General features: G+C 64.2%; 14 protein-coding genes and 3 tRNA genes. 6 read left to right on the top strand and 11 right to left on the bottom strand.

Going from position 1 to position 20,882, the window contains the following annotated elements:
• Positions 1-248 precede the first annotated feature (248 nt).
• Positions 249-1,118, top strand: a complete 870-nt coding sequence (locus tag FDY95_RS02040; protein ID WP_138075046.1) for a right-handed parallel beta-helix repeat-containing protein — start codon at positions 249-251, stop codon at positions 1,116-1,118.
• Positions 1,119-1,192: 74 nt separating this feature from the next.
• Here the strand turns inward: FDY95_RS02040 and hisS are convergent, their stop codons facing one another.
• From hisS to FDY95_RS01985, 11 genes are all read right to left on the bottom strand, one after another.
• The gene (gene hisS, locus FDY95_RS02035; RefSeq protein ID WP_138075045.1) at positions 1,193-2,593 is read right to left on the bottom strand and encodes a histidine--tRNA ligase; all 1,401 of its coding nucleotides are present in this window, start codon (positions 2,591-2,593) and stop codon (positions 1,193-1,195) included.
• A 173-nt stretch (positions 2,594-2,766) separates the two neighbouring features.
• On the bottom strand, positions 2,767-4,137 hold the full coding sequence (locus tag FDY95_RS02030; protein ID WP_138075044.1) for a T9SS type A sorting domain-containing protein: 1,371 nt from the start codon (positions 4,135-4,137) through the stop codon (positions 2,767-2,769).
• Positions 4,138-4,202: 65 nt separating this feature from the next.
• The gene (locus tag FDY95_RS02025) at positions 4,203-5,573 is read right to left on the bottom strand and encodes a T9SS type A sorting domain-containing protein (protein WP_138075043.1); all 1,371 of its coding nucleotides are present in this window, start codon (positions 5,571-5,573) and stop codon (positions 4,203-4,205) included.
• A gap of 107 nt (positions 5,574-5,680) precedes the next feature.
• Positions 5,681-6,364, bottom strand: a complete 684-nt coding sequence (locus tag FDY95_RS02020; RefSeq protein ID WP_138075042.1) for a TIGR02117 family protein — start codon at positions 6,362-6,364, stop codon at positions 5,681-5,683.
• Between the two features lie 150 nt (positions 6,365-6,514).
• Positions 6,515-7,021: a beta-sandwich domain-containing protein gene (locus tag FDY95_RS02015; protein ID WP_138075041.1), complete on the bottom strand. Its 507-nt coding sequence runs from the start codon at positions 7,019-7,021 to the stop codon at positions 6,515-6,517.
• 568 nt (positions 7,022-7,589) lie between these two features.
• Positions 7,590-10,055 (bottom strand): TonB-dependent receptor domain-containing protein, encoded by a 2,466-nt coding sequence (locus tag FDY95_RS02010; protein ID WP_138075040.1) that lies wholly within the window; start codon positions 10,053-10,055, stop codon positions 7,590-7,592.
• A gap of 276 nt (positions 10,056-10,331) precedes the next feature.
• Complete coding sequence (locus FDY95_RS02005) at positions 10,332-10,772, bottom strand: carboxypeptidase-like regulatory domain-containing protein (protein WP_138075039.1); 441 nt, start codon at positions 10,770-10,772, stop codon at positions 10,332-10,334.
• A gap of 723 nt (positions 10,773-11,495) precedes the next feature.
• Positions 11,496-12,908 (bottom strand): toxin-antitoxin system YwqK family antitoxin, encoded by a 1,413-nt coding sequence (locus FDY95_RS02000; protein WP_138075038.1) that lies wholly within the window; start codon positions 12,906-12,908, stop codon positions 11,496-11,498.
• 295 nt (positions 12,909-13,203) lie between these two features.
• On the bottom strand, positions 13,204-14,385 hold the full coding sequence (locus tag FDY95_RS01995) for an acetyl-CoA C-acyltransferase (RefSeq protein ID WP_138075037.1): 1,182 nt from the start codon (positions 14,383-14,385) through the stop codon (positions 13,204-13,206).
• A 144-nt stretch (positions 14,386-14,529) separates the two neighbouring features.
• Complete coding sequence (locus FDY95_RS01990) at positions 14,530-15,375, bottom strand: hypothetical protein (protein ID WP_138075036.1); 846 nt, start codon at positions 15,373-15,375, stop codon at positions 14,530-14,532.
• Between the two features lie 23 nt (positions 15,376-15,398).
• Positions 15,399-16,376, bottom strand: coding sequence for a vWA domain-containing protein (locus FDY95_RS01985; protein ID WP_171025486.1), 978 nt, complete (start codon positions 16,374-16,376; stop codon positions 15,399-15,401).
• Between the two features lie 160 nt (positions 16,377-16,536).
• Between FDY95_RS01985 and FDY95_RS01980 the strand changes: the two genes are divergently transcribed.
• The 5 genes from FDY95_RS01980 to gyrB all read left to right on the top strand — a co-directional run bounded on the left by FDY95_RS01980 (position 16,537) and on the right by gyrB (position 20,874).
• Positions 16,537-16,627 (top strand) — tRNA-Ser (locus FDY95_RS01980).
• A 67-nt stretch (positions 16,628-16,694) separates the two neighbouring features.
• Positions 16,695-16,771 (top strand) — tRNA-Pro (locus FDY95_RS01975).
• Positions 16,772-16,826: 55 nt separating this feature from the next.
• Positions 16,827-16,900: transfer RNA gene (locus FDY95_RS01970), tRNA-Arg, on the top strand.
• Positions 16,901-17,163: 263 nt separating this feature from the next.
• On the top strand, positions 17,164-18,603 hold the full coding sequence (locus tag FDY95_RS01965) for a T9SS type A sorting domain-containing protein (RefSeq protein ID WP_171025485.1): 1,440 nt from the start codon (positions 17,164-17,166) through the stop codon (positions 18,601-18,603).
• A 285-nt stretch (positions 18,604-18,888) separates the two neighbouring features.
• Positions 18,889-20,874: a DNA topoisomerase (ATP-hydrolyzing) subunit B gene (gene gyrB, locus FDY95_RS01960; RefSeq protein WP_138075033.1), complete on the top strand. Its 1,986-nt coding sequence runs from the start codon at positions 18,889-18,891 to the stop codon at positions 20,872-20,874.
• Positions 20,875-20,882 lie beyond the last annotated feature (8 nt).

Genomic DNA, 20,882 nt, shown 5'->3' with positions numbered 1-20,882 from the left:
AGAAAATTATTTGCGTTAATGCTATGGGTATTTAGTGCAAATTCTATTTGGAAGAAAGTAAGCTTTTATAAATTAGCAAATGTGCCACAAAAATAAAGCCGCGTCTTTGCAATCGATGCCGTTATCGTTCCCGATATCGATTGCATAATTATATCCACTCCGCAGAGCATTTTGCCGTTGGGAGGGTGTCAATATTAGCCCCGGCTAACCAGGCGGTTAGCGCATTTCCACAACCAACACAATATCCCATGAAAACCCTTTCCACGCTACTGCTGCTGGCAGTAGGCGCCGCCGCGTGCAGCAAGCACAACGACCCGACGCTGAGCCCCGAACTGACCGCTAAGTCGCAGTCTGCCAAAGTCAGTACGACGGTGACCACCGAATCGGCTCTGCGCACGGCCATCGGCAACGCCAAACCCGGCGACATCATCACCGTCAGCGGCACCATTCGCCTCACCAGCACGCTGCAGTGCCTGAACAGCGGGACCAGCAGCGCCAAAATCAACTTTGCCGGCGGCACGCTCGACTGCTCGGGCATTGCGTCGGGCTGGGGCGTGAAGGTGAACGGCAGCTATTGGAACATCACCAACATGGTGATCAAAAATGCGCCCGACTGCGGGCTGGTGTTCCAACAGGGCGGCTATAATTACGTGTACAAAGTTACCACCACGGCCAATAAAGATTCGGGCCTGCAGGTATACAACGGCGCGCACGACAACAACATTTCGTATTGTACTTCCACCGAGAATTTCGACACGGCCAACAACGGCGAAAATGCCGACGGCTTTGCCTGCAAACTATCGGCGGGGCGCAACAACAAATTCGACCACTGCACGGCCAACCATAACTCCGACGACGGCTGGGATTTGTACGGGCAGCCCTACACCGTGACCATTACCAACTGCACCGCCACCAACAATGGCTACGGCGGCGCGGGCGACGGAAACGGGTTCAAGCTCGGCAGCGCGGGCCAGACGGTGGCGCACACCGCCACGGGCTGCACCAGCAGCTACAACAAAGCCAGCGGCTACGACGGCAATGGCAACACCGGCCACATCACCACCACGGGCAGCGGCGGCACCGGCAACGGCAAAATGCTGTTCTACCGCATCTACTAGCGGGCTTACCCGGAACAAAAAGCGGCCCTGCCAGGAAGGCGGGGCCGTTTTTTTGCAGCTAACCATCAAGGCGGCTAAGCCAGGATTTGCAGCGCGGCGGCCACCTCGGCGGCAGCCACGGTTTGCTCGGTGCCGGCGCGCATGTCGCGCAGCTTCACCACGCCGTTGGCGCGCTCTTCGGAGCCGGCCAGGATCATGAAGCGGATGCCGCGCTTGTCGGCGTACTCGAACTGCTTTTTGAGTTTCGAGACTTCCGGGTACAGTTCGGCCGAGAGGCCCGCGTCGCGCAGCTGGCGCAGCAGGGGCAGCACGGTGCTGCGGCCCTCGGCGTCGAAATTGGCCACCAGGCAGAGCGGGGCGGCCACGGCGCCTTCGGGGAACAGCTGCAGCTCTTCGAGCACGTCGTAGATGCGGTCGACGCCGAACGAGAAGCCCACGCCGGAGAGGCCGGGCAGGCCGAAGCTGCCGGTGAGGTTGTCGTAGCGGCCGCCGCCCGAGATGCTGCCCATCTGCACGTTGTTCACCTTCACTTCGAAGATGCAGCCGGTGTAGTAGCTCAGGCCGCGGGCCAGCGTCACGTCGAAGTCGAGGCGCTCGAAGTGCTGGAAGCCGAAGTCCTGCAGGTACTGCTGCACCTCGGTGAGGTCCTGCAAGCCCTTGGCGGGGCCGGCGGTGGCCTCCGTTAGCACGCCATCCTGGCCGAAAGCAGCGCGCAGGGCGGCCAGCTTCTCGTCGAAGGAGCCGCTGACTTCCAGGTAGCCGAACACCTTGTCCACGGCCGCCTGCGGGAAGCCGCGCTCCAGCAACTCCTTGGTCACGCCGTCGCGGCCGATTTTATCGAGCTTGTCGATGGCCACGAACAGGTCCGACTCGCGGCCCACGCCGCCTAGGGCCTGGTAGATGCCCGAGAGCACGCCGCGGTGGTTGATTTTGATGGTGAAGTCCGTCAGGCCCAGCGTCGACAGCACTTCGTTGATCATCAGCACGATTTCGGCCTCGCAGAGCAGGGAGTTAGTGCCCACTACGTCGGCGTCGCACTGCACAAACTCGCGGTAGCGGCCGCGCTGGGGGCGGTCGGCGCGCCACACGGGCTGGATCTGGTAGCGCTTGAAGGGTAGGGTGAGCTGGCCCCGGTTCATCACCACGTAGCGGGCGAAGGGCACCGTCAGGTCGTAGCGCAGACCTTTCTCGGCTACTTTGGGCAGGATTTTCTTGGCGCCGGCCGTCAGGTCCTCGGCCGTCACGTCCTTGGCGAAGTCGCCGGAGTTGAGGATTTTGAACAGCAGCTGGTCGCCCTCGTCGCCGTACTTGCCGGTGAGCACCGCCAGATTTTCCATCGTCGGCGTCTCCAGCGGGGCGAAGCCGAATTTTTCGAATACGCGGCGGATAACGCCGAAAATATAGTTGCGCCGGGCCACCTGCACGGGACCAAAGTCGCGGGTGCCTTTCGGGATGCTGGGTTTCTGAACGCTCATTCGTCAGGGAAAACTCGAAAATGTGGGCGCGAAGGTACGGCCTGCCACCCAGAGCAGCCAGAGCTGGCCGGATGAGGTATGGGCGGACTGATCGAACCTGCTGGGGCCGCCGGCATAAAAAAAGCCGCCCACCGATGGTCGGCGGGCGGCTAATAGGGTGCGAACGAGGCCGTTTACTGCACCACCAGCTTCTGCTGGCCCCGGGCGTCGCCGGCGCGCAGCTCCAGCGTGTAGAGGCCGGCGCGGCAGCGGCTCAGGTCGAGGGTTGTTTCGGCGGCAGCGGCGGCGGGCTGCTCCAGCACTAGGCGGCCCAGCGCGTCGCGCACGCGCAGGTGAGCGGCCGGCCCGGCGGGCACCTGCACGCGGAAGCGGCCGTCGGCCGAGGGGTTGGGGGCTACCTGCACGGCCAGGGCCTGCGGGCGAGCCGACGAGAGGGCCGTCCCAACGTACTGGTTCATGCCCGCGCCGCCCGTCACGTCCCCGTTGGCATCCACCACCAGTTCCGCCGACCAGCCGGCCGCGGCACTCACGAAATCGACCAGGCCGTGGTTTCGCGTGCTTTCGATGGGCGTCCAGGTCTGGCCGTCATCGGTGGAGTACGAGGAGCCGGCCCCGGTGCCGAAGCCCGGGCCGGTGCCCGATAAGGCCACGCCGGTGGCGACGTAGGTGCGGGTGCCCGGAACAGCGTCGAGGCCGACGGTATGGTAGGCGCCGCCGGGCTGCAGGCGCGTCCAGGTAGCGCCGCCGTTGGTGGTGCGCAGCAGCTGCCCGTCGACGAGCATGATCAGGCCGTTGTTGGCGTCGCGGAAGGCAATGGCCGCCGCGAATTCATTGCTGGCATCCATCCCGGTGCTGCTGGCCGCCCAGCTCTGGCCGGCGTTGGCCGAGTAGAATACGCGGCCTTCATCGGTGGTAAACCACAGGGACGTCCCGCTCTGCGCGATGCGCGGCACGATTTCGTAGATGGTTTCGTACTGCAGCGTGACCGGAATATTGGCTGCGGGCACGGCCGTCCAGGTGCTGCCGCCGTTGCTGGTGGTATATATCTCGAAGCGTCCCCCCACGGCTTCTCCGATGACCACGCCCTGGCTGGCATTGAAGAAGCGCAGGTACGCGGGGAAACTTTCGGAGTCGGCAAACATGGCCGGCGTGCTGGCCACGGTCCAGGTCTGGCCGCCGTTGGTGGTTTTGATGAGCCGGTTGCCGGTAGCGCCGGGCGTACCCAGGTCACTGGCGACGATGGCCCAGGCCGTATTGGCATCAAGGGCCTGCAGCTCGACAATGGCCTCGCCCTGCGCCACGCCCGGCACGGGCTGCACCGTCCAGTTCTGGCCGCCGTTGGTCGTGCGCGCGTAGAGCAGCGTGGGGCCGTCCAGGATGTTGTCCGGTTCCACCACCGTGGTCCAGGCCACGTTCGCGTCGACGGCGGAAATGCTCAGGTTGAATTGAGCGGGGTTGGCAAAGGGGACGGGGCGGTTCAGCCACTGCGCCGACGCCGAAAAACCGCTGGCCAGCAAGCCCAGCAGGAGTAGGGTTTTGTTCATCGTGAATTAAGACCGAGACAAGGAAATAGAGCCCGCCCCAACCGCTGCCAGGGCGGGCCGAGGGGTTATTGAATGACGAGCTTTTGCTGCGCCACGCCTGTATCGGAGCGCAGCTCCAGGGTATAGAGGCCGGCCTTCTGCTGGCGCAGATCGAGCGGGGTGCTGCCGGCCCGCCCGCTGGTGGCGCGGAGCGCGGTGCGGTACACTTCGCGGCCCAGCGCATCGGTCACGCGCAGCTCAGTGGCCTGGGGCAGGCTGGTGGCCAGATCCAGCGTGAACACGCCGTCGTGGCTGGGGTTGGGGTACACCGACAGAGCCTGCTGCAAGGCCGCGTCGCGGCGGGTGCTCTGTATGAAAACGCTGAATTTGTTCACGCCGTTGCCGCCGAGGGTATTGGGGTTGACGCTGCCCGACCAGCCGCTCGCGTTGCTGAGCATGTCCAGCGACGTGTGGTTGAAGGTCGTTTCGAGGCTGATCCAGCTCGCGCCGTTGTTCGTGGTGTACGACGAGCCGCCGTCGTTGAGGCCCAGCAGCGGCAGCGAAAAGCCCGCCGTCATGTAGCCGCCACTGATACCGGGAATGTTGTCGATGGCCGCCGCGTGCAGCGGGCCCGTGTACGTCACGGCCGCCCAGGTGGTGCCGCCGTCGGTGGTCCGCCGCAACTCGTAGCTGGAGCCCGTGGCATCGGGGGCCACCAGCAGGCCGTTGCTGACCGTGGAGAAGCTGAGGCTGGAGATGTCGCCGCTGGCGCCGCTGCTGCTCACGGTCCAGGTCTGGCCCCGGTTGGCCGAATGGTAAATGCGGCCCGCGTCCGTCGCAAACCAAACGTTGTCGCCAACTACAGCGGGGCGGATGGTCGAGCCGATGATGGTAGTAGCCCCCAGTTCGTCGGTCAGGGCCGCCGGCAAGGAGCTGAGGCGCGTCCAGGTGGTGCCGCCGTTGGCCGTCGTGTAAATTTCGAAGCTGGGCGTCGTGCCATCCGGGTCGCCCACGGCTACGCCTTCGTTGGCGTTGAAGAAGTGCACGAAGTTGGCGTAGCTGTCCGGATTGGCAAACGGGCTACCGCCGGTTTGGGCCGCCCAGATGGTGCCGCCGTCGGTGGTTTTCAGAATGCGGCTGCCGCCGCTGGCCGTGTTGTAGGTCGTGACCCAGGCCAAATTGGCATCGACTGCGCTCAGGTAGGTTAGGGTTTCGCCGGTGCTCAGTGCCGGTCCAGCGCCCGGCGTCCAGGTCGTGCCGTCGATGGTGCGGGCCGTGCCGGCCGCGGTGCCGAGCGGGTCGAGGGCCATTGCCCAAGCGACGCCGCTGCTCACGGCGTTGACGTGCGTCACCACCAAGGCGGAGTTGCTGAAGCCGACGGGCTGGTTGATCCATTGGGCCTGAGCTGCCAGGGTAGTCAGGCCGAAAGCAGCGAGGGTGAGTAGTTTTTTTCTCATAGCATGAAAAAATTGGAATTTAGCCGAAAGGTAACGCCTGCCAGTCGTGAACGAGGCATTTCCCTACGATAGAGCTGTCAGGAGCCCATCTGGTTGGCTGAGCTGCATTATTTTTCTGCTCCCCGGCGCGCCTGGTAGATAACCGAAGCGGCCAGCGGGGCCTTCAGCGCGGCCCGGATGCCGGCGCGGCCCAGGGCCTGGTTGGTCCAGTCGTTGCAGGTGCGCAGGGCGTGATAGTGGCCGCGGGCGCGGAAGAAGAAGTCCTCCGGCGAGTAGCCTGCCGCGTTGCGCAGCTGCCAGCGCCCCGCCGAATCGGGCGCGAAGGACTGCGCTACGTAGCGGCTCAGGCGCTGGTACTGGGCCACCGAAATGCGCAGCGGCACCACCCGCGGCCCCGCTTGTGGGCCGTGGCGGTAAAAATCGACGTGCATCAGGGTGCGGCCGGGCAGCAGGGCGCCCAGCACGGTGCCGGCTTTGGGAAAGTGGCCGCTGTAGGACTGCAGGTAGAACTGCTCATTGCCCCAGCCGAATGCCACGTACTCGTACGTCCCGAACTGCTGCTGCCACTGCGGCTGGCCCAGGCGCTGCAGCCAGTCCTGCCCGGTGCGCGGCTCGCGCAGGGGCAGCACCACGTCGGTGTGAAAGCCGTTCGACACCACGTAGATGGGCACGCCGTCCGGGGTCGGGCGAAAATCGGCGTGGCGGGGCACCAGGGTGCCGCCCATCAGCAGCAACACGAAAACGGCAAAAGCGGGCATCAGCAGGCGAAAGGTGCGGCTCAGCAAACGCATACGCGGCGCGGGGAAGGGCCGGCCGGGGGTGGCAAGCCCTGTTCATCCGCCGCGGCCGGCTACGTAACCCGCCTGAACGCAAACGGCCGGGCCCCGCACCACCAAGGGCGGGGCCCGGACCGGCGGGCAAACCCGGAAAAACCGGCAGGGCTAGAGCTGCACCGGGCGCGAGGCCGTCAGGCGCTGGCGGTGGGCCGAGGTCAGCACGAAGCGGCCGGCGTTGCCCACCTTGGCCACGCGGCTGGCCGGAGCGGGTTCGGGCGTGCCTACCAGCTGGCCGGCCAGGGTGGCGCCGAAGGGCATCATTTCCACGCTGCCCAGCGCCAGGTTAGGCTGGCGGTTCGATACGGCCACTACCGGGCGCATGGGCTCGTAGCCGAGTACGGTGGGCTGCAGGCGGTAGCGGCCGAAGGGCACGTTGTGGAAGGCGAACGAGCCGTCGGCGCGGGTGGCAGCGGTGGCCACGTAGGCGCCGTCGGCGGCGCGCAGCAGCACCACGTTGGCCTGCGGAATGGCCTCGTGCGAGCCGCCGTCGAGCAGGGTGCCGGTGAGCTGGCCGTGGGTGGCGGGGCCGGGGGCCGCGGCCGGGGCGTAGAGGGCCACCGAGGCCAGGGCCAGCACCGAGAGGAATAAGCGGAAAGGAGCGAAGGTTTTCATAGCAGCAGAAAGGGTCGGAAAAGCGGGTTGGGAAACGCAGCGAATCTGGGGGCTTGGGCGGGCAGCCGCGGTACTGCCTCGGTGGAGCCGGTTGATTCGGCGGGTGGCCTGTAAGTCAGTTGCTTAGCGGCCGTTGGATTGTTGGTCAGCCAACGATACAAAGGTAGCCCGGGGCCCCGGTGCGGATCAATCGCACGATGATGTGGGGCGGGTTAAAATCGGCGTTTGCAGCGGCTGAAAGCGGTTTTCGAAACCTGAAAAACGGTTGATTTCCCGGCCATCCATCAAGCCCCCGGCCGGGCCTAACATACCTGGGTGATGCCGGGCCAAAAAAGAAGCCGCCGGAGCAAGCATCGTCGGGCACCTCCACTGCCAAGCCTGGGTCACACTCATTCACCAGCACCCGGAATCCTACGTGTAAGGCGCCGCGACTATGCTCAGTCCGGCAGCTCATTTTTTGGTTGTCAGTTGCGGGTTGTCAGTTGTCAGGGCGGGCGACAACCCGGCTACGATGCGTCAGCGTATTTTCTGACAACTGACAACTGACAACTGACAACTGACAACTCGATTACCCGCCGAAGCCGCCTCCGCCGCCCTGCGGCTGGTTGTCGATTTTCTTGGAGGGCTTGGTGTTGCCCAGGAACCAGGCGAAGCCCAGGTAGCCCACCCGACTTTCCCACTTGTTGTAGGAGTGGGCCGTGTAGCGCGTGTCGGCCGTCGTTACGAAGGACTCGGCGCGGTTGCGCTGGGTGTTGAAGATATCCGACACGCGCAGGGTGAGGGCGGCGCGGTCCTTGAACAGGCGCTGGCGCAGGGCCACGTCCACCGAGCCCACGGGGGCGAAGCGGCCCTGCGAGGTGAGGGTAGCGGCGCGGTAGTTGCCGGTCAGCTGCAGGTCCAGCTTGGGGGTGGGGGTGAAGGAGTTCATCACCCGGGCCGTGCCCGACACCGTGCTGCGGCTCGATTCGTTGCCGGTGGCGGCCGTCACGCTGGTCTGGAACAGGGAGCCGTTCACGGTCAGGCGCCACCACTTGGCCAGCGGCTGGTTCAGGCTCAGCTCGGCGCCGTAGCTGTAGGCCCGGCCGAAGTTGTCGGCGTACTGGGCCGTGATGAGGGCGCCGTTGCCATAGCGGCGGCTGGCCACGCTGTCGATGGCCGTCAGGCGCTGGATGGCGTTGGTGGTCTGGCGGTAAAACAGCGTCGAGGTCACGTTGGCCTGGCCCAGGGTCATCTGGTGGCCCAGCTCCAGGGCGTTGATGTACTCGGGGCGCAGCGTCGGGTCGCCGATGCGGTAGCTGCGCTGGTCCTGGTAGAGCGGGAAGGCCAGCAGCTGCATGAAGCCCGGCCGGTTCAGGCGGCGCGAGTAGCTCAGCTGCACGCGCTGGTCGGCCTTCTTGATGTTGCGCACCAGGGTGGCCGAGGGGAACAGGTTCAGGTATTCCTGCCGGAAGGGCCCTTTGCCGTTTTCCACCTCGCCGCTGGTGTTGGTGTATTCGGCCCGCAGCCCGCCCTGCACGCTCCAGGGGCCTATTTCGTGCTGGTAGGTGCCGTAGGCGGCCTGGGTGTATTCGTGGAAGGTGTAGACGTAGGAGCGGTCGGCCAGGCGGTCAAACTCCGACCCGTCGGCGCGCTGCTGCAGGAAGTTGTCGGTGCCGCCGTTGTTGTTCCACTGGCCTTTCAGGCCGGCGTCGAGGCGGGTTTTGTCGCCCAGCGGGTGCACGTAGTCCACCTGCCCATACATGGCGCGCAGGTTCACGTCCAGGTCCTGCTTCCACTCGCGCAGGTCGGTGGTTTCGCTGCCCTCGGTGTTGCGCTGGCCCACCACCACGTCGGCACTCACGTTGGAGTAGCCCAGGTTGGCCGTCAGCTCGCGGCCCTTGTGCGCCTCCCAGGTGCGGCGGTAGTCGGCCGACACGTCGGTGTTGTCCACGTTTTCATCCACGCGAAACAGGCTGTTGATCTGGCGGGTGCCGCCGGCGTTGGTGATGGTGGCGGCCTGGGTGCCGCTGTTCACGCTGCGGTTGAAGTTGGGCTGGGCCGTCACCGTCAGGCTCTGGTTGGCCGGCAGGGTCAGGTCGAAGCCCAGGCGGCCGCCGTAGGTTTTGTTGTGGCGCACGTTGGTGCCCGTCTGGAAGGTGCTGACGCGGTTGCCCTGCAGGTCGGCCACCTGGTCGGTCCACTGATTGCTGCGGAATACCATGTCGCGCGCGTCGGCCGAGGCGAAGTAGTTCAGCTTGCCGGCGCGGCGGTTCAGGCTCAGGCTGCCGTTGTATTTGTCGCGGGTGCCGGCCGTGAGCGAGGCCTGCCCGTTCCAGCCGTCCTTCTTCTGCTTTTTCAGGATAATGTTGATGACCCCGCCCGCGCCGGCCGCGTCGTAGCGGGCCGAAGGGTTGGTCACCACTTCCACCTTCTCGATGCTGCTGGCCGGAATCTGCTCCAGGCGGTTGCCCATGCCCCCGTTGCCCCCGCCCATCGGCTTGCCGTCGATGAGGATGGTCAGGTTCGAGGAGCCGCGCATGCTCACCGTGCCATCAGCCGATACGGCCACCGAGGGCACGTTCTGCAGCACGTTCACGGCCGTGCCGCCCACGCTCGTCAGGTCCTTTTCCACGTTGATGACCTTCTTATCGAGGTTGTCCTGCACGGCCGCCCGCTCGCCGGTTACCGTCACGCCCTTCAGCTGCGTGGTGGTGGGCTGCAGGGCCACGCTGCCCAAATCCAGCGTCCCGGTCGGGCCCACCGTCACCGGCCGGCGCAGGGCCTGGTAGCCCAGCACCGTGGCGCGCAGGGTGTAGGTGCCGGCGGCCACTTTCTCCAGCCGGAAGCGGCCGGTTTCGCTGGTCTGCGCGCCCGTCACCAGCACTGAGTCCTGGGCGCGAAACAATACGACGTTGGCGAAGGGCAGCGGCTGCTGGTTGCTGCCATCAAGCAAGGTGCCGCTGATGCCGCCGGTGGTCTGGGCCTGCACCGCCAGCGGGGCGGTCAGGGCGAGGGAAGCGGCGCAGCAGGTTTGGAAGAAGGAGAGCGTGTTCATAGCGAGGAGCGGTGAGTGAGTGAGCTGACGTTACGTCGCACGAAAGGAACCTGTGAGTGGCTAGTACTGTGTAAAACAAGGTACATGGCCGAAAAAAAGGCGGATAAATCCGCAACGAGGCAATCAAGGACTATCCGAAGGCTGGATAGGAGCGTCCCGGAGTCCGGGAAGTCAGCTTGCCAGTGCGGGGCAAGCATGACTCCACCGGAGGAAAGAGGCAGCGGGACTGAGCCGCTGAAGGCCGGGAATGCGGGGACGGTGCATGGTGCAGGTGGCTTAGGGCTGGGTAGCCAGGGCCACCATGGTCGTCGTTTTGGTCGAAGCCGTAGCGCTCAGCGGAATCAGCGCGTAAGTGCCCAAGTCAATCAGGTCGCGGCCGGCAGCCAGCGTTACGGTTTCGTGGAGGGGTTGGTAGCCAGGCACTTCCACGTGCAGGGTGTAGTGGCCGAAGGAGGCGCGGTCGAGGCGGAATTCGCCGTTTTCGGCCGACAGAGCGCCGGAAATCAGCTGCTCACTGTCCTGGCGCATCAGGGCCACGGTGGCTTGCTGCAGCGGGCGGCCGGTGTACTGATCGAGCAGCACGCCGGTGAACGAGCCGGTCAGCTGCAGGGTGGGCCGCACGGGGTTTTCGGCCAGGTTGGCCGTGGCGGGTTGGGAAACGGAAGCGGCGAGGAGGCTGGCGCTCAGCAGAGCGCGGTTCAGCAGGGAGAACAACATGGCTTTGGAAAAGGAAAGGTTACACGAACGGGTAAGGCCGTCGGGCAGCCGTGGCCGCGGATCCACGTGTTGCTGTCAGGTAGGCCGACTACGGCAGAAAAACAGACGAGTCGCTGGAAGTCAAGGGGCTGGCAGGGCTCATCGCCGGGGCCAGGCGGGGTTGGCAGCAGGCCCGGGGGCCGGCAGTGCCTGGTTCAGAACCGGACCCCGCGCTGGTTAGATGCTTTCAACGGTTCAAAGGTAATTACAGGTACTTTGTAAAGCAAGGTACTTGGTAAATTTTTTTATTGGGAAGTTTCAAAGCTCAGAAAGGCAGGGGAGGCGGGGCGTGTGCAGCGGAAGATGGAAGCGCAACGAGAAGCGTTGCCGGGCGTCGAAAAAAAGCCGGCGGAACCCGCGACGCAGCGCTGCTTGGGCGGCTGGTCGCTGAGCGGGAGGGAGTCGGCCGGCGGCCGCGGTTCCGCCGGCCTTTCACTCACTCATTCACTCGGGTTACTGACTACGAAACGATTCGTAGGTTGCACAAAGTATTGAACGAGCTGAATATTTTTTTTCGAGCTCGTTCCGGCGGCCCCGGTTGGGCCACCCAAAAGTCGCAGCGGCGGGTAGCTAAGCGGCTTTCGGGGGTATAGATGGCAGCCGGAAAGCAGGCGTTGCCTGGAAACAAAAAAATAACCGCCGACCCCTGCAGGAGCCGACGGTTCAGCGAGTTAGCGGCGAGAATTATTTGCTGCCCGCGGGTAATTCCTGGCCGTTGCGGAAAGTTTTTTTCTGCTGCACGGTTTTGCCGTCGGCCGCGAAGTAGCTCCACACGCCGGTTTCGCGGTTGTTGCGGTATTGTCCCTGCACTTCCGCGGTGCCGTCCTCGCGCAGCTGGCGGTAGGCGCCCACCTTGTTGCCCGATTTCCAGGTGGTTTCGCTGCGCAGCTTGCCCGAGGGGAAGTATTCCTGCTCCAGTCCGCTGGCGCGGCCCCCTTCATACAGGAGCTTGCGCTGCACCTGCCCGCTGGGGTGATAGGTCAGCTGCTCGCCCACCAGGCGGCCGTTGGCGTAGGTTTCCTTACGTTGCAGCTGCTTGCCGCCGGGGAAAAACGTGCGCCAGGCTCCGCTGCGCTGGGCGTTCTTGTACTCCTGCTCCTCCTTGGTGCCGCCCTCCTCGAAATACACCGTGACCTTACGGTCCTTGCCGTTATTGGAGTACGCCACGTCCTGCTCGGGCTTGCCGGAGGCATAGAAGTAGTGTGCCGTGCCCGTCAGCACGCCGCCCTTATAGGTCTGGGTGCTCTTGACGGTTCCGCTTTCATAATAAGTCTTCACCGGGCCTTCCAGGTTGGCGGTGCCCGGCGCCAGCTGCTGGGCGCGCTTGGTCAGGTCGTCGCCGAGCTGGTTGGTCACCGCGCGGGTAGCGGCGGCGGCGGGCACGTAGTTGCCCTCGCTGCGCAGCTTGCCCGAGGGGTAGTAAGTTTTGATGGTGCCCCGGCCGGTTTTGTCCATGCTCACGTCGGTTTCCACCTGCCCGTTCTGGTACCAGGTTTTGTAGCCGCCCGCCAGCAGGCCGTTGCGGTAGGTGCCTTCGCTCTGCACCTGCCCGTTGGGGAAGTAGGTGCGCACGAGGCCGTTGGGCTGGCCGCCGGCGTAGGTCATTTCCACCTGCGGCTTGCCCGAGGCGTACACCTGCCGCACCACGCCCGTGGGCTGGCCCTTTTCCAGCGTGGTTTCCAGCTTCAGCTCCCCCGAGGGGTGGTACATCTTGATGGTGCCACTGGGCTGGTCGTCGAGGTAGCTGCCCTCCTGCGCGAGCTTGCCGGTGGGGTAGAAGGTGCGAAACGGCCCCTGCCGCTGCCCGTCGCGAAAGGTCACTTCCAGCCGCCGCTGCCCGCTCTCGAAGAACTCCACGTAGGCGCTGTCGGGCTTGCCGGCGCGGTAGCCCGTCTGCACTTCCAGCTTGCCCGAGCGGTAAAAGCGCTTGTAGCCGCCCTCCAGCACGGTGTCGCGGCCCACCAGGGCGTGGTATACCTCGCGCCGCTTGGTGCGGGTGGTGTCGTAATACGTCGTCAAAAGGCGCGGACGCTGGGCCAGCGCCTCGTGGGCGCCGAGCGTGAGCAGCGTCAGCAAAAGCAACATGATTCGATTCATGCCCGCAAAAACGCAGAAATTCTGCCAAACGTGCGGACCACGGATTTTTCGGATTTGACGGATTGCCCGGATTTCGTGGACGATTATCGTCCGAACGCGTGGTGCTAGGACTCTAAAGTCGTGGCACCACTACGTGTAAGCAGCCCACATGGCGGCTCAGCAGACAAGTAGAATTAGTAAAGCCCTTCGCCACCATAATAAAAAAGTGGTGCCACGACTCCCAAAGTCGTGGCACCACCCGGTGCTGGATCATCCACAAAATCCGCGGAATCCGAAGAATCCGGCGAATCCGTGGTTACAGCTTCTCGAACACCAGCGAGCTGGCACCGCCGCCGCCGTTGCAGATGCCCGTCACGCCGATTTTGCCGCCTTCGTTCTTCATCACGTTCAGCAGCGTGGTCACGATGCGCGCGCCCGAAGCCCCCAGCGGGTGGCCCAGCGACACGGCCCCGCCGTACACGTTCACCTTGTCGCCTTCCAGGTTCAGCAGCTTGTTGTTGGCCAGCGACACCACCGAGAAAGCCTCGTTGATTTCGTAGAAATCCACTTTGTCGGCCGACACGCCGGCGTTTTTCAGCGCCTTCGGAATAGCCAGCGAGGGGGAGGTGGTAAACCACTCCGGGGCCTGCTCGGCGTCGGCGAAGCCCAGCACCTTGGCCAGGGGCGTCAGGCCCAGCTCCTCGGCTTTTTCCTTGCTCATCAGCAGCACGGCGGCGGCGCCGTCGTTCAGGGTCGAGGCGTTGGCGGCCGTCACGGTGCCTTCCTTGGTAAAGGCCGGCTTCAGGCCCGGCACCTTGGCGAAGTCGACTTTCAGATACTCCTCGTCGTCTTCCACCACCACGGTCTTGCCGCGCTGCTCGATGGTCACCGGCACGATTTCGTCCTTCTTCTTGCCGGCCTTGGCCGCGTTGGCGCTGCGGGTGTAGCTTTCGATGGCGAAGGCGTCCTGCTCCTCGCGGCTGATGTTCATTTCCTTGGCCGTATTCTCGGCCGCGTTGCCCATGGCGTAGTTGTGGTACGGGTCCCACAAGCCGTCCTTCATCAGGCCGTCAATCATCTGCCCGTGGCCGTACTTGGCGCCGAAGCGGGCTTTGTCGAGGTAGTAGGGCACGTTCGACATACTTTCCATGCCGCCGGCCAGCACCACGTCGGCCTGCCCAAGCATGATGGCCTGGGCGGCCATCATAATAGCCTTCGAGCCCGAGGCGCACACTTTATTTACGGTCGTGCACTCCACCTCATAGCCGAGGCCAGCCTTGAGAGCCGCTTGGCGGGCCGGGGCCTGACCCAGGTTAGCGGAAATCACATTGCCCATGATGACCTGCTGCACTTCTTTAGGATCCACGCCGGCTTTTTCCAGCGCCCCTTTCAGCGCGATACCGCCCAGCTCGACGGCCGACAGCGAAGCAAGGCTGCCCCCGAAGGAGCCAATGGGCGTGCGTACGGCCGAAATGACGTAGACTTCTTTGGTCTGCATGATGGTAAGTAGGGTAGGGTTGGGAATGAGTTCGGGGCTGAAACCGGGCGGCCCGCTAGGCCCGCACCGCGCCAAAAGTAGCAGGATTTTTCGGCCCTGCGGCGAAACTGCCTAACGTTTGTTTGCCTATTGGTAACAGCAAATTTACCAAGCTGGTTTCCGCGGATCGGCGCGGCGGGTGGCGCGGTGAGGCAGTTGCTGCAGATACTGCTGCTCAGCGGCCTGCAGGGCATCAAGCACCTGGCGGGCCTGCGCCTCGTTGAGGTTGCCCGCTGGCTCGCGCTGGCGGGTGCCCAAGCGGTTGTCTTCGGCCGTAGCGGCCTCGGCGCTGGGCGCTTTGCCGGGTGCGGTGCCGCTGCTGCCCGCATCCAAACCACGCGTAGTACCGCCGGCCGTGCCCTGAGCCATTTCCTGCGAAGTTCCCTGCCCGGGCGCCTTTCCTCCGCCGGCCGGGGCATCGGTAGTGCCGCTGGCGTCCGGCGCGGTCTGGGGTTTTTGCTGCGGCTGATTACCCGATTTGGGTCGGTTTTGCTGGCCCTGGCCGGGCGGCGGGGGAGGGGGCGGCAGCTGCGGCGGCTGGCGGCGGCCGAGCAGCGGGCTTAGCAGCTCGTAATTGTAGCGCGCCACCGCATTGGCCGGATTATCGGTCAGGGCCTGCCGCAGCAGCGCCACCGCCTGCGGGTAGTTGCCCTCGGTAGCCGCCAGCACGGCCAGCTGCTGCCGGGCCAGGCTCCGCAGCGCGGCCGAAGCGTTGGTCAGCACCTGGCCATACGCCTCCCGGGCCGCCGCCGACTGGCCTGATTGCGCGTAGGCGTGCCCAAGGTCGAGCTGCAGCTGGGCCGAGCGGCTGCCCAGCTCCCGCGCCCGGGCAAACGCGGCGGCGGCGGCGCGGTAGTCGCGGCGGCTGAAAGCGGCGGCGCCAAGTTGCTGGGCCTCATTGGCGTGCTGCACGCGCTGAAACGCGTCCCACCAGCTACCAATAAAGAGCAATAATAGAAGCAGGACCGGCCGCATCATGGCTTGATAACGGTAACGGTGAGCACCACATCCAGCGCCAGCAGCAGCAGGGCCGCCGCCAGCGGGTAGGTGTAGCGGTTGTCGGCTACCGTCACGGTGCGCACCTGCTGAGCCTGGCCTTCGAGGCGGCTCAGGGCGCGCAGCAGCAGCGGCATTTCGTCGCGCTGATCAGTTAGCTCCACGTAAATTCCGCCGGTAGCTTCGGCCAGGCGGCGCAGCGGGGCGGCCTGCAGCCGCGTCACCACGGGCTTGCCCTGGGCGTTGCGCAGGTAGCCGCCCGGCCGCGAAATGCGCCCGCCGGCCGCCGTGCCCACGCCCACCGTGAACAGGCGCTGCCCGCTGCGAGCCAGGTCACGCAGCACCGCTTCCTGGTTTTCCCCGAAGTCTTCCCCGTCGCTGACGAGCACCAGCGCCGTGGCCCGTGGCGCGGCCCCGGCCGAATCGGCGCTGCTGGCGGCCGCGCGCGCGAGGGCCAGGTTTAGCGGTTGGGCGAGGTCGGTGCTGCCGGGTGGCACCAGGCGAGTATCGAGGGTGCTGAGCAGCAGCAGCAGCGCGTCCTGGTCGTAGGTAAGCGGGCAGTGCACGTAGGCTTCGGAGCTGAACACGATCAGGCCGATGCGGTCGGCCGGGAAGCGGCGTACCAGCTCTTCCAGCTCCGCCCGGGCTTTCTGCAGGCGTGAGGGCGCCACGTCGTCGGCATCCATGGAGCGCGAAAGGTCGACCAGCAGCCACAGGTCCTTGCCGGCGGTGCGCACGGCGCGCTGGGTGAGGCCGTAGGCGGGGCCCAGCAGGGCCACCAGCAGCAGGGCAAAGGCCAGCAGGCGCGGCAGCAGTTTCCAGCCCACCCGCCAGCCCGACTGATTCAGGGGCCGCGCCAGGCGAACGGTGCGCTGCACGTAGCCCAGGTACAATAGTCCGGCCGCCGCGGCCAGCGCAGCCTCCCATTGCGACCAGGAATACAGCCAATTAAGCATAGCGGACAGCCGATGGTTGGGCCGGCAGGAAGTCAAAGATAAGGCCCTGGCGAGGCCGTAGGGCATAATTTTTTTTGTGGGTGGGGTTGGTTTGGAAAAAGTCGCTTGTATATTTGCTGCCCCGAAGGGTAAACGGCCCACGGGATAAAGCCTCAAACACGGAGAGGTGGGTGAGTGGCTTAAACCAGTAGTTTGCTAAACTGCCGTAGCTCTAAAGGCTACCGGGGGTTCGAATCCCCCCCTCTCCGCCACGGGCTTTCCGGTTGCTCCGGGAAGCCCGCTTTTGTATCTGCCAACGCCGTCCGGGCGTTGGCGCCGCGGGGTGTAGCGTAGCCCGGTATCGCGCCTGCTTTGGGAGCAGGAGGCCGCAGGTTCGAATCCTGCCACCCCGACCACTTGTGGAAGCCGTCTGCCCGCCCTGTCGCGGTGGGCGGCTTCCGCTGTTTTTATGCCCCGTTAGCTCAGTTGGATAGAGCATCCGCCTTCTAAGCGGACGGTCAGGAGTTCGAATCTCTTACGGGGTACTGCAAGGCTGCGCTTCGGGGCAGCCTTTTGCATTTGGGCCTGATGGCTGCGCAACGCGGGTAGCAGCTCATCAATAATGGGCAGGGCGTGCAACCAAATTAGCCGACGACCAGTCTACTTACCGGCTGAGGGAGGATTCCTGCGACGGACCAAACCCGGGTTATCACGTGCGTTTGCCGTTTTCCGAGCAAAGTCATTACCTTGCAGTGCCTCACACCCAGGCAGCACTCACCCCGGATTCCTTCCACTCAACACCTTCACCATGAAGAAAACCTTACTCACTCTGGCCTGCGCTATGCTCTTCGGCACGGCGGCCTACGCGCAACAACCGTGGTCTGTCGTATCAGTTGGCACGGCTGTACCGACCAATTACATCACAGAGGACATCGTTACGGTCAGCCCGGCTGTCGTGTGGGCCTTGTACCGCGAAATTCCGGCCCAAGGTGCTACCACCGCGCCGCCGACCCGCACGTATGCCCGCACTATCGACGGGGGCCAAACCTGGACGGGTGGTACCCTGGGTATTCCGGGTGACTTGAACGTGACCAACATCACCGCCGTTGATGGGCAGACGGCTTGGATTGCTGCTTTCACCGGCTCGACGAATAAAGCTTCTCAGGGTATTTACAAGACCACCGACGGGGGCGCAACTTGGACCAAGCAAGGCACGGCCAGCTTCTCCACCGCGGATTCCTTCCCGAACGGGGTGCATTTCTTCGATGCCAACAACGGCGTTTGCTTCGGGGATTCGCCCACGCCGCACACTACTAGCTCGCGCCTAGAGGTATACACTACTTCTAACGGCGGTACCACTTGGACGCCGCGCACCGGGCCTCAAGTAACCAATCTGCAGGAGTACGGCCTGGCTGGGTCCTACTTCGCGCTGGGCAACACCATCTGGCACGGCGGCGTGAGCGACGACGGTAGCGGCCCGGCGTCGGGAATTGGGGCGCGGCTCTACAAGTCGACCGACCGGGGCGTGACTTGGACTGCTGCCGACACCGACCTGCCGTACGCAGTGAACTACATTGCCTTTACCAGCCCCACAAACGGCTTGCTCTCCAGCGGCTACGAGTTGCTATCGACCAACAACGGCGGCACGACCAACCTGACGCTGCTGTACTCGGGCAACTTCCGTAGCGCAGGCATGGACGCAGTTCCGAACCTGGCCAATACCTACATTTCCGTAGGGGTACCCCAGGGCGGCACTTCGTCTAACAATGGCAGCTCTATTTCGTACGACGGTGGCAACAACTGGACGAACATGCTGACGGGCACGGCCAGCATCAACCAGTACGAAATCGACATGCTCAGCAACACGGTGGGCTACACCGGCGCTGTAGCGCAGGGCACCGTTGGGGCGCCGACCGTAAACGTGGCGGGCATCACCAAGCTGAACACCGTACTGCAACTGCCGAACGCCAGCAAGAACAGCGAAGCGCTGCGCGGCGTGCTGCAGGTGTTCCCGAACCCGAGCAACGACGGCCTTTTCCTGTACAACGTGAACCTGCCTGGTGCCACCAAGCGCGACCTGACCGTAACCGACGCGCTGGGCCGCGTGGTGAAGCAGATCAAGCTGAATGCTACCGGCGCAACGGTGCAGAACCAGTCGCTGGACCTGAGCCAGTGCAAAGCCGGCGTGTACACCCTGCGCCTCGTAACTGAGCAGGGCACCACGGTGGAGAAGCTCGTTATCAAGTAAGCGTAGCTTCGGCTTCGTTCAAAAGCCCCCGTTCAGCCTAGCTGAACGGGGGCTTTTTTGTGTCCCGTCCGGAGAGCTATTGGGTTTACTTTAGTTCGTTGGCCGCCTGCTGGGGACGGCGTAAACAGCAGTAGGAGGGCAGGGGGACAGACTATGATCAATCGTGGCCGGATGGAGGCGAAACGGACGCAATAAATCCCCCTGAAAACCCCGCAAAACCTAGTTGGAAAGGGATGTTTCGGTATCTTCGCGTGTTATACAGAACTGAACATTAACCGCTGCTACATGAGCGAAACTCAAGAGAAAAAAGCCTCCACCGCCTACTCCGCGGACAGTATCCAAGTACTGGAAGGGCTGGAAGCCGTGCGCAAGCGCCCGGCCATGTACATCGGCGACATTGGCATCAAAGGTCTGCACCACCTGGTGTGGGAAGTCGTCGACAACTCGATTGACGAGGCCCTGGCCGGGCACTGCGACACGATTGACGTCACCATCAACGAAGACAACTCCATCACCGTCCGCGACAACGGCCGCGGCATCCCGGTGGATTTTCACCAGAAGGAAGGCCGCTCGGCGCTGGAGGTCGTGATGACCGTGCTCCACGCCGGTGGTAAGTTTGACAAGGACAGCTACAAAGTATCCGGCGGCCTGCACGGCGTGGGCGTGAGCTGCGTGAATGCCCTCTCGAACCTGCTGCGCGTGACCGTGTACAAGGACGGTAAGGTGTACCAGCAGGAGTACGAGCGCGGCGCCCCGCTGTACCCGGTCAAGCAGATCGGCGAAACGGACACCCGGGGCACCCAGGTGGAGTTCTGGCCCGACGACTCGATCTTCACCGAAACGGTGTACCGCTACGAAACCATCGCGGCCCGTCTGCGCGAGCTGTCGTACCTGAACAAGGGTATTCGCATCAACCTGCTCGACAAGCGCGAAATCGATGAGAACGGCGTGGCTCGCGGCGAGCAGTTCTACTCCGAAGGCGGCCTGGCCGAGTTCGTGCAGTACCTCGACGGCGCCGAGCGCCGGGCCCTGATGCCCAAGCCCATTCACGTGGTGAGCGAGAAGGGCAACGTGCCGGTGGAAGTGGCCCTGCAGTACAACGACTCCTACCAGGAGCACGTGTTCAGCTACGTCAACAACATCAACACCCACGAGGGGGGCACCCACGTGGCCGGCTTCCGCTCGGCCCTGACGCGCACCCTGAAGGCCTACGCCGACAAGTCGGGCCGCCTGGCCAAGGAGAAGATTGAAATTTCGGGCGACGACTTCCGCGAGGGCATCACCGCCGTTATTTCGGTGAAGGTGCAGGAGCCGCAGTTCGAAGGCCAGACCAAAACCAAGCTGGGCAACAGCGAGGTGAGCGGCGCGGTGAACACCGTGGTGGGTGAAATCCTGGCCCAGTACCTGGAGGAAAACCCCAAGGAGGCCATCCTCATCGTGGACAAGGTAATTCTGGCCGCCAAGGCCCGCATTGCCGCCAAGAAAGCCCGCGAGATGGTGCAGCGCAAGACGGTCATGGGCTCGTTCTCCTTGCCCGGCAAGCTGGCCGACTGCTCGGAAACCGACCCGGAAATCTGCGAGCTGTATCTGGTGGAAGGGGACTCGGCCGGCGGCACCGCCAAGCAGGGCCGTAACCGGGCGTTCCAGGCCATTCTGCCGCTGCGCGGCAAGATCCTGAACGTGGAGAAGGCGCAGGAGCACCACATCTACGAAAACCAGGAAATCCGGAACATGATTACGGCCCTGGGCGTGAGCTTCGGGGTGCCGGCCGATCCGGAACGCGGCATCGAAAAGGACGAGAAGGCGCTGAACCTCTCCAAGCTGCGCTACCACAAGGTCATCATCATGACTGACGCCGACGTGGACGGCTCGCACATCCGCACGCTGATCCTGACCTTCTTCTTCCGCTACATGCGCGAACTGGTCGACAAGGGCTACGTGTACATTGCGCTGCCGCCGCTATACCTGGTGAAAAAGGGCAAGGAGGAGCGCTACTGCTGGACCGAAGTAGAGCGCCAGGCCGCCGTGGACGAGCTGGCCAAGGGCCGCCCCGAATCGGTGGGCATTCAGCGCTACAAAGGCTTGGGCGAGATGAACGCCGAGCAGCTCTGGACCACCACCATGCAGCCCGAGACCCGCTCCCTGAAGCAGGTAACGGTGGAATCGGCCGCCGAAGCCGACCACCTGTTCTCCATGCTGATGGGCGACGAAGTGGCCCCGCGCCGCGACTTCATCGAGAAAAACGCCAAATACGCCAAGCTGGACGTGTAAGCGTCGAG

This window comes from Hymenobacter jeollabukensis (genome assembly GCF_005771675.1).
Taxonomy (GTDB): Bacteria; Bacteroidota; Bacteroidia; order Cytophagales; family Hymenobacteraceae; genus Solirubrum; species Solirubrum jeollabukense.
Note: the sequence above shows the minus strand (reverse complement) of the source record. Positions and strands in the feature narration are given on the sequence as shown.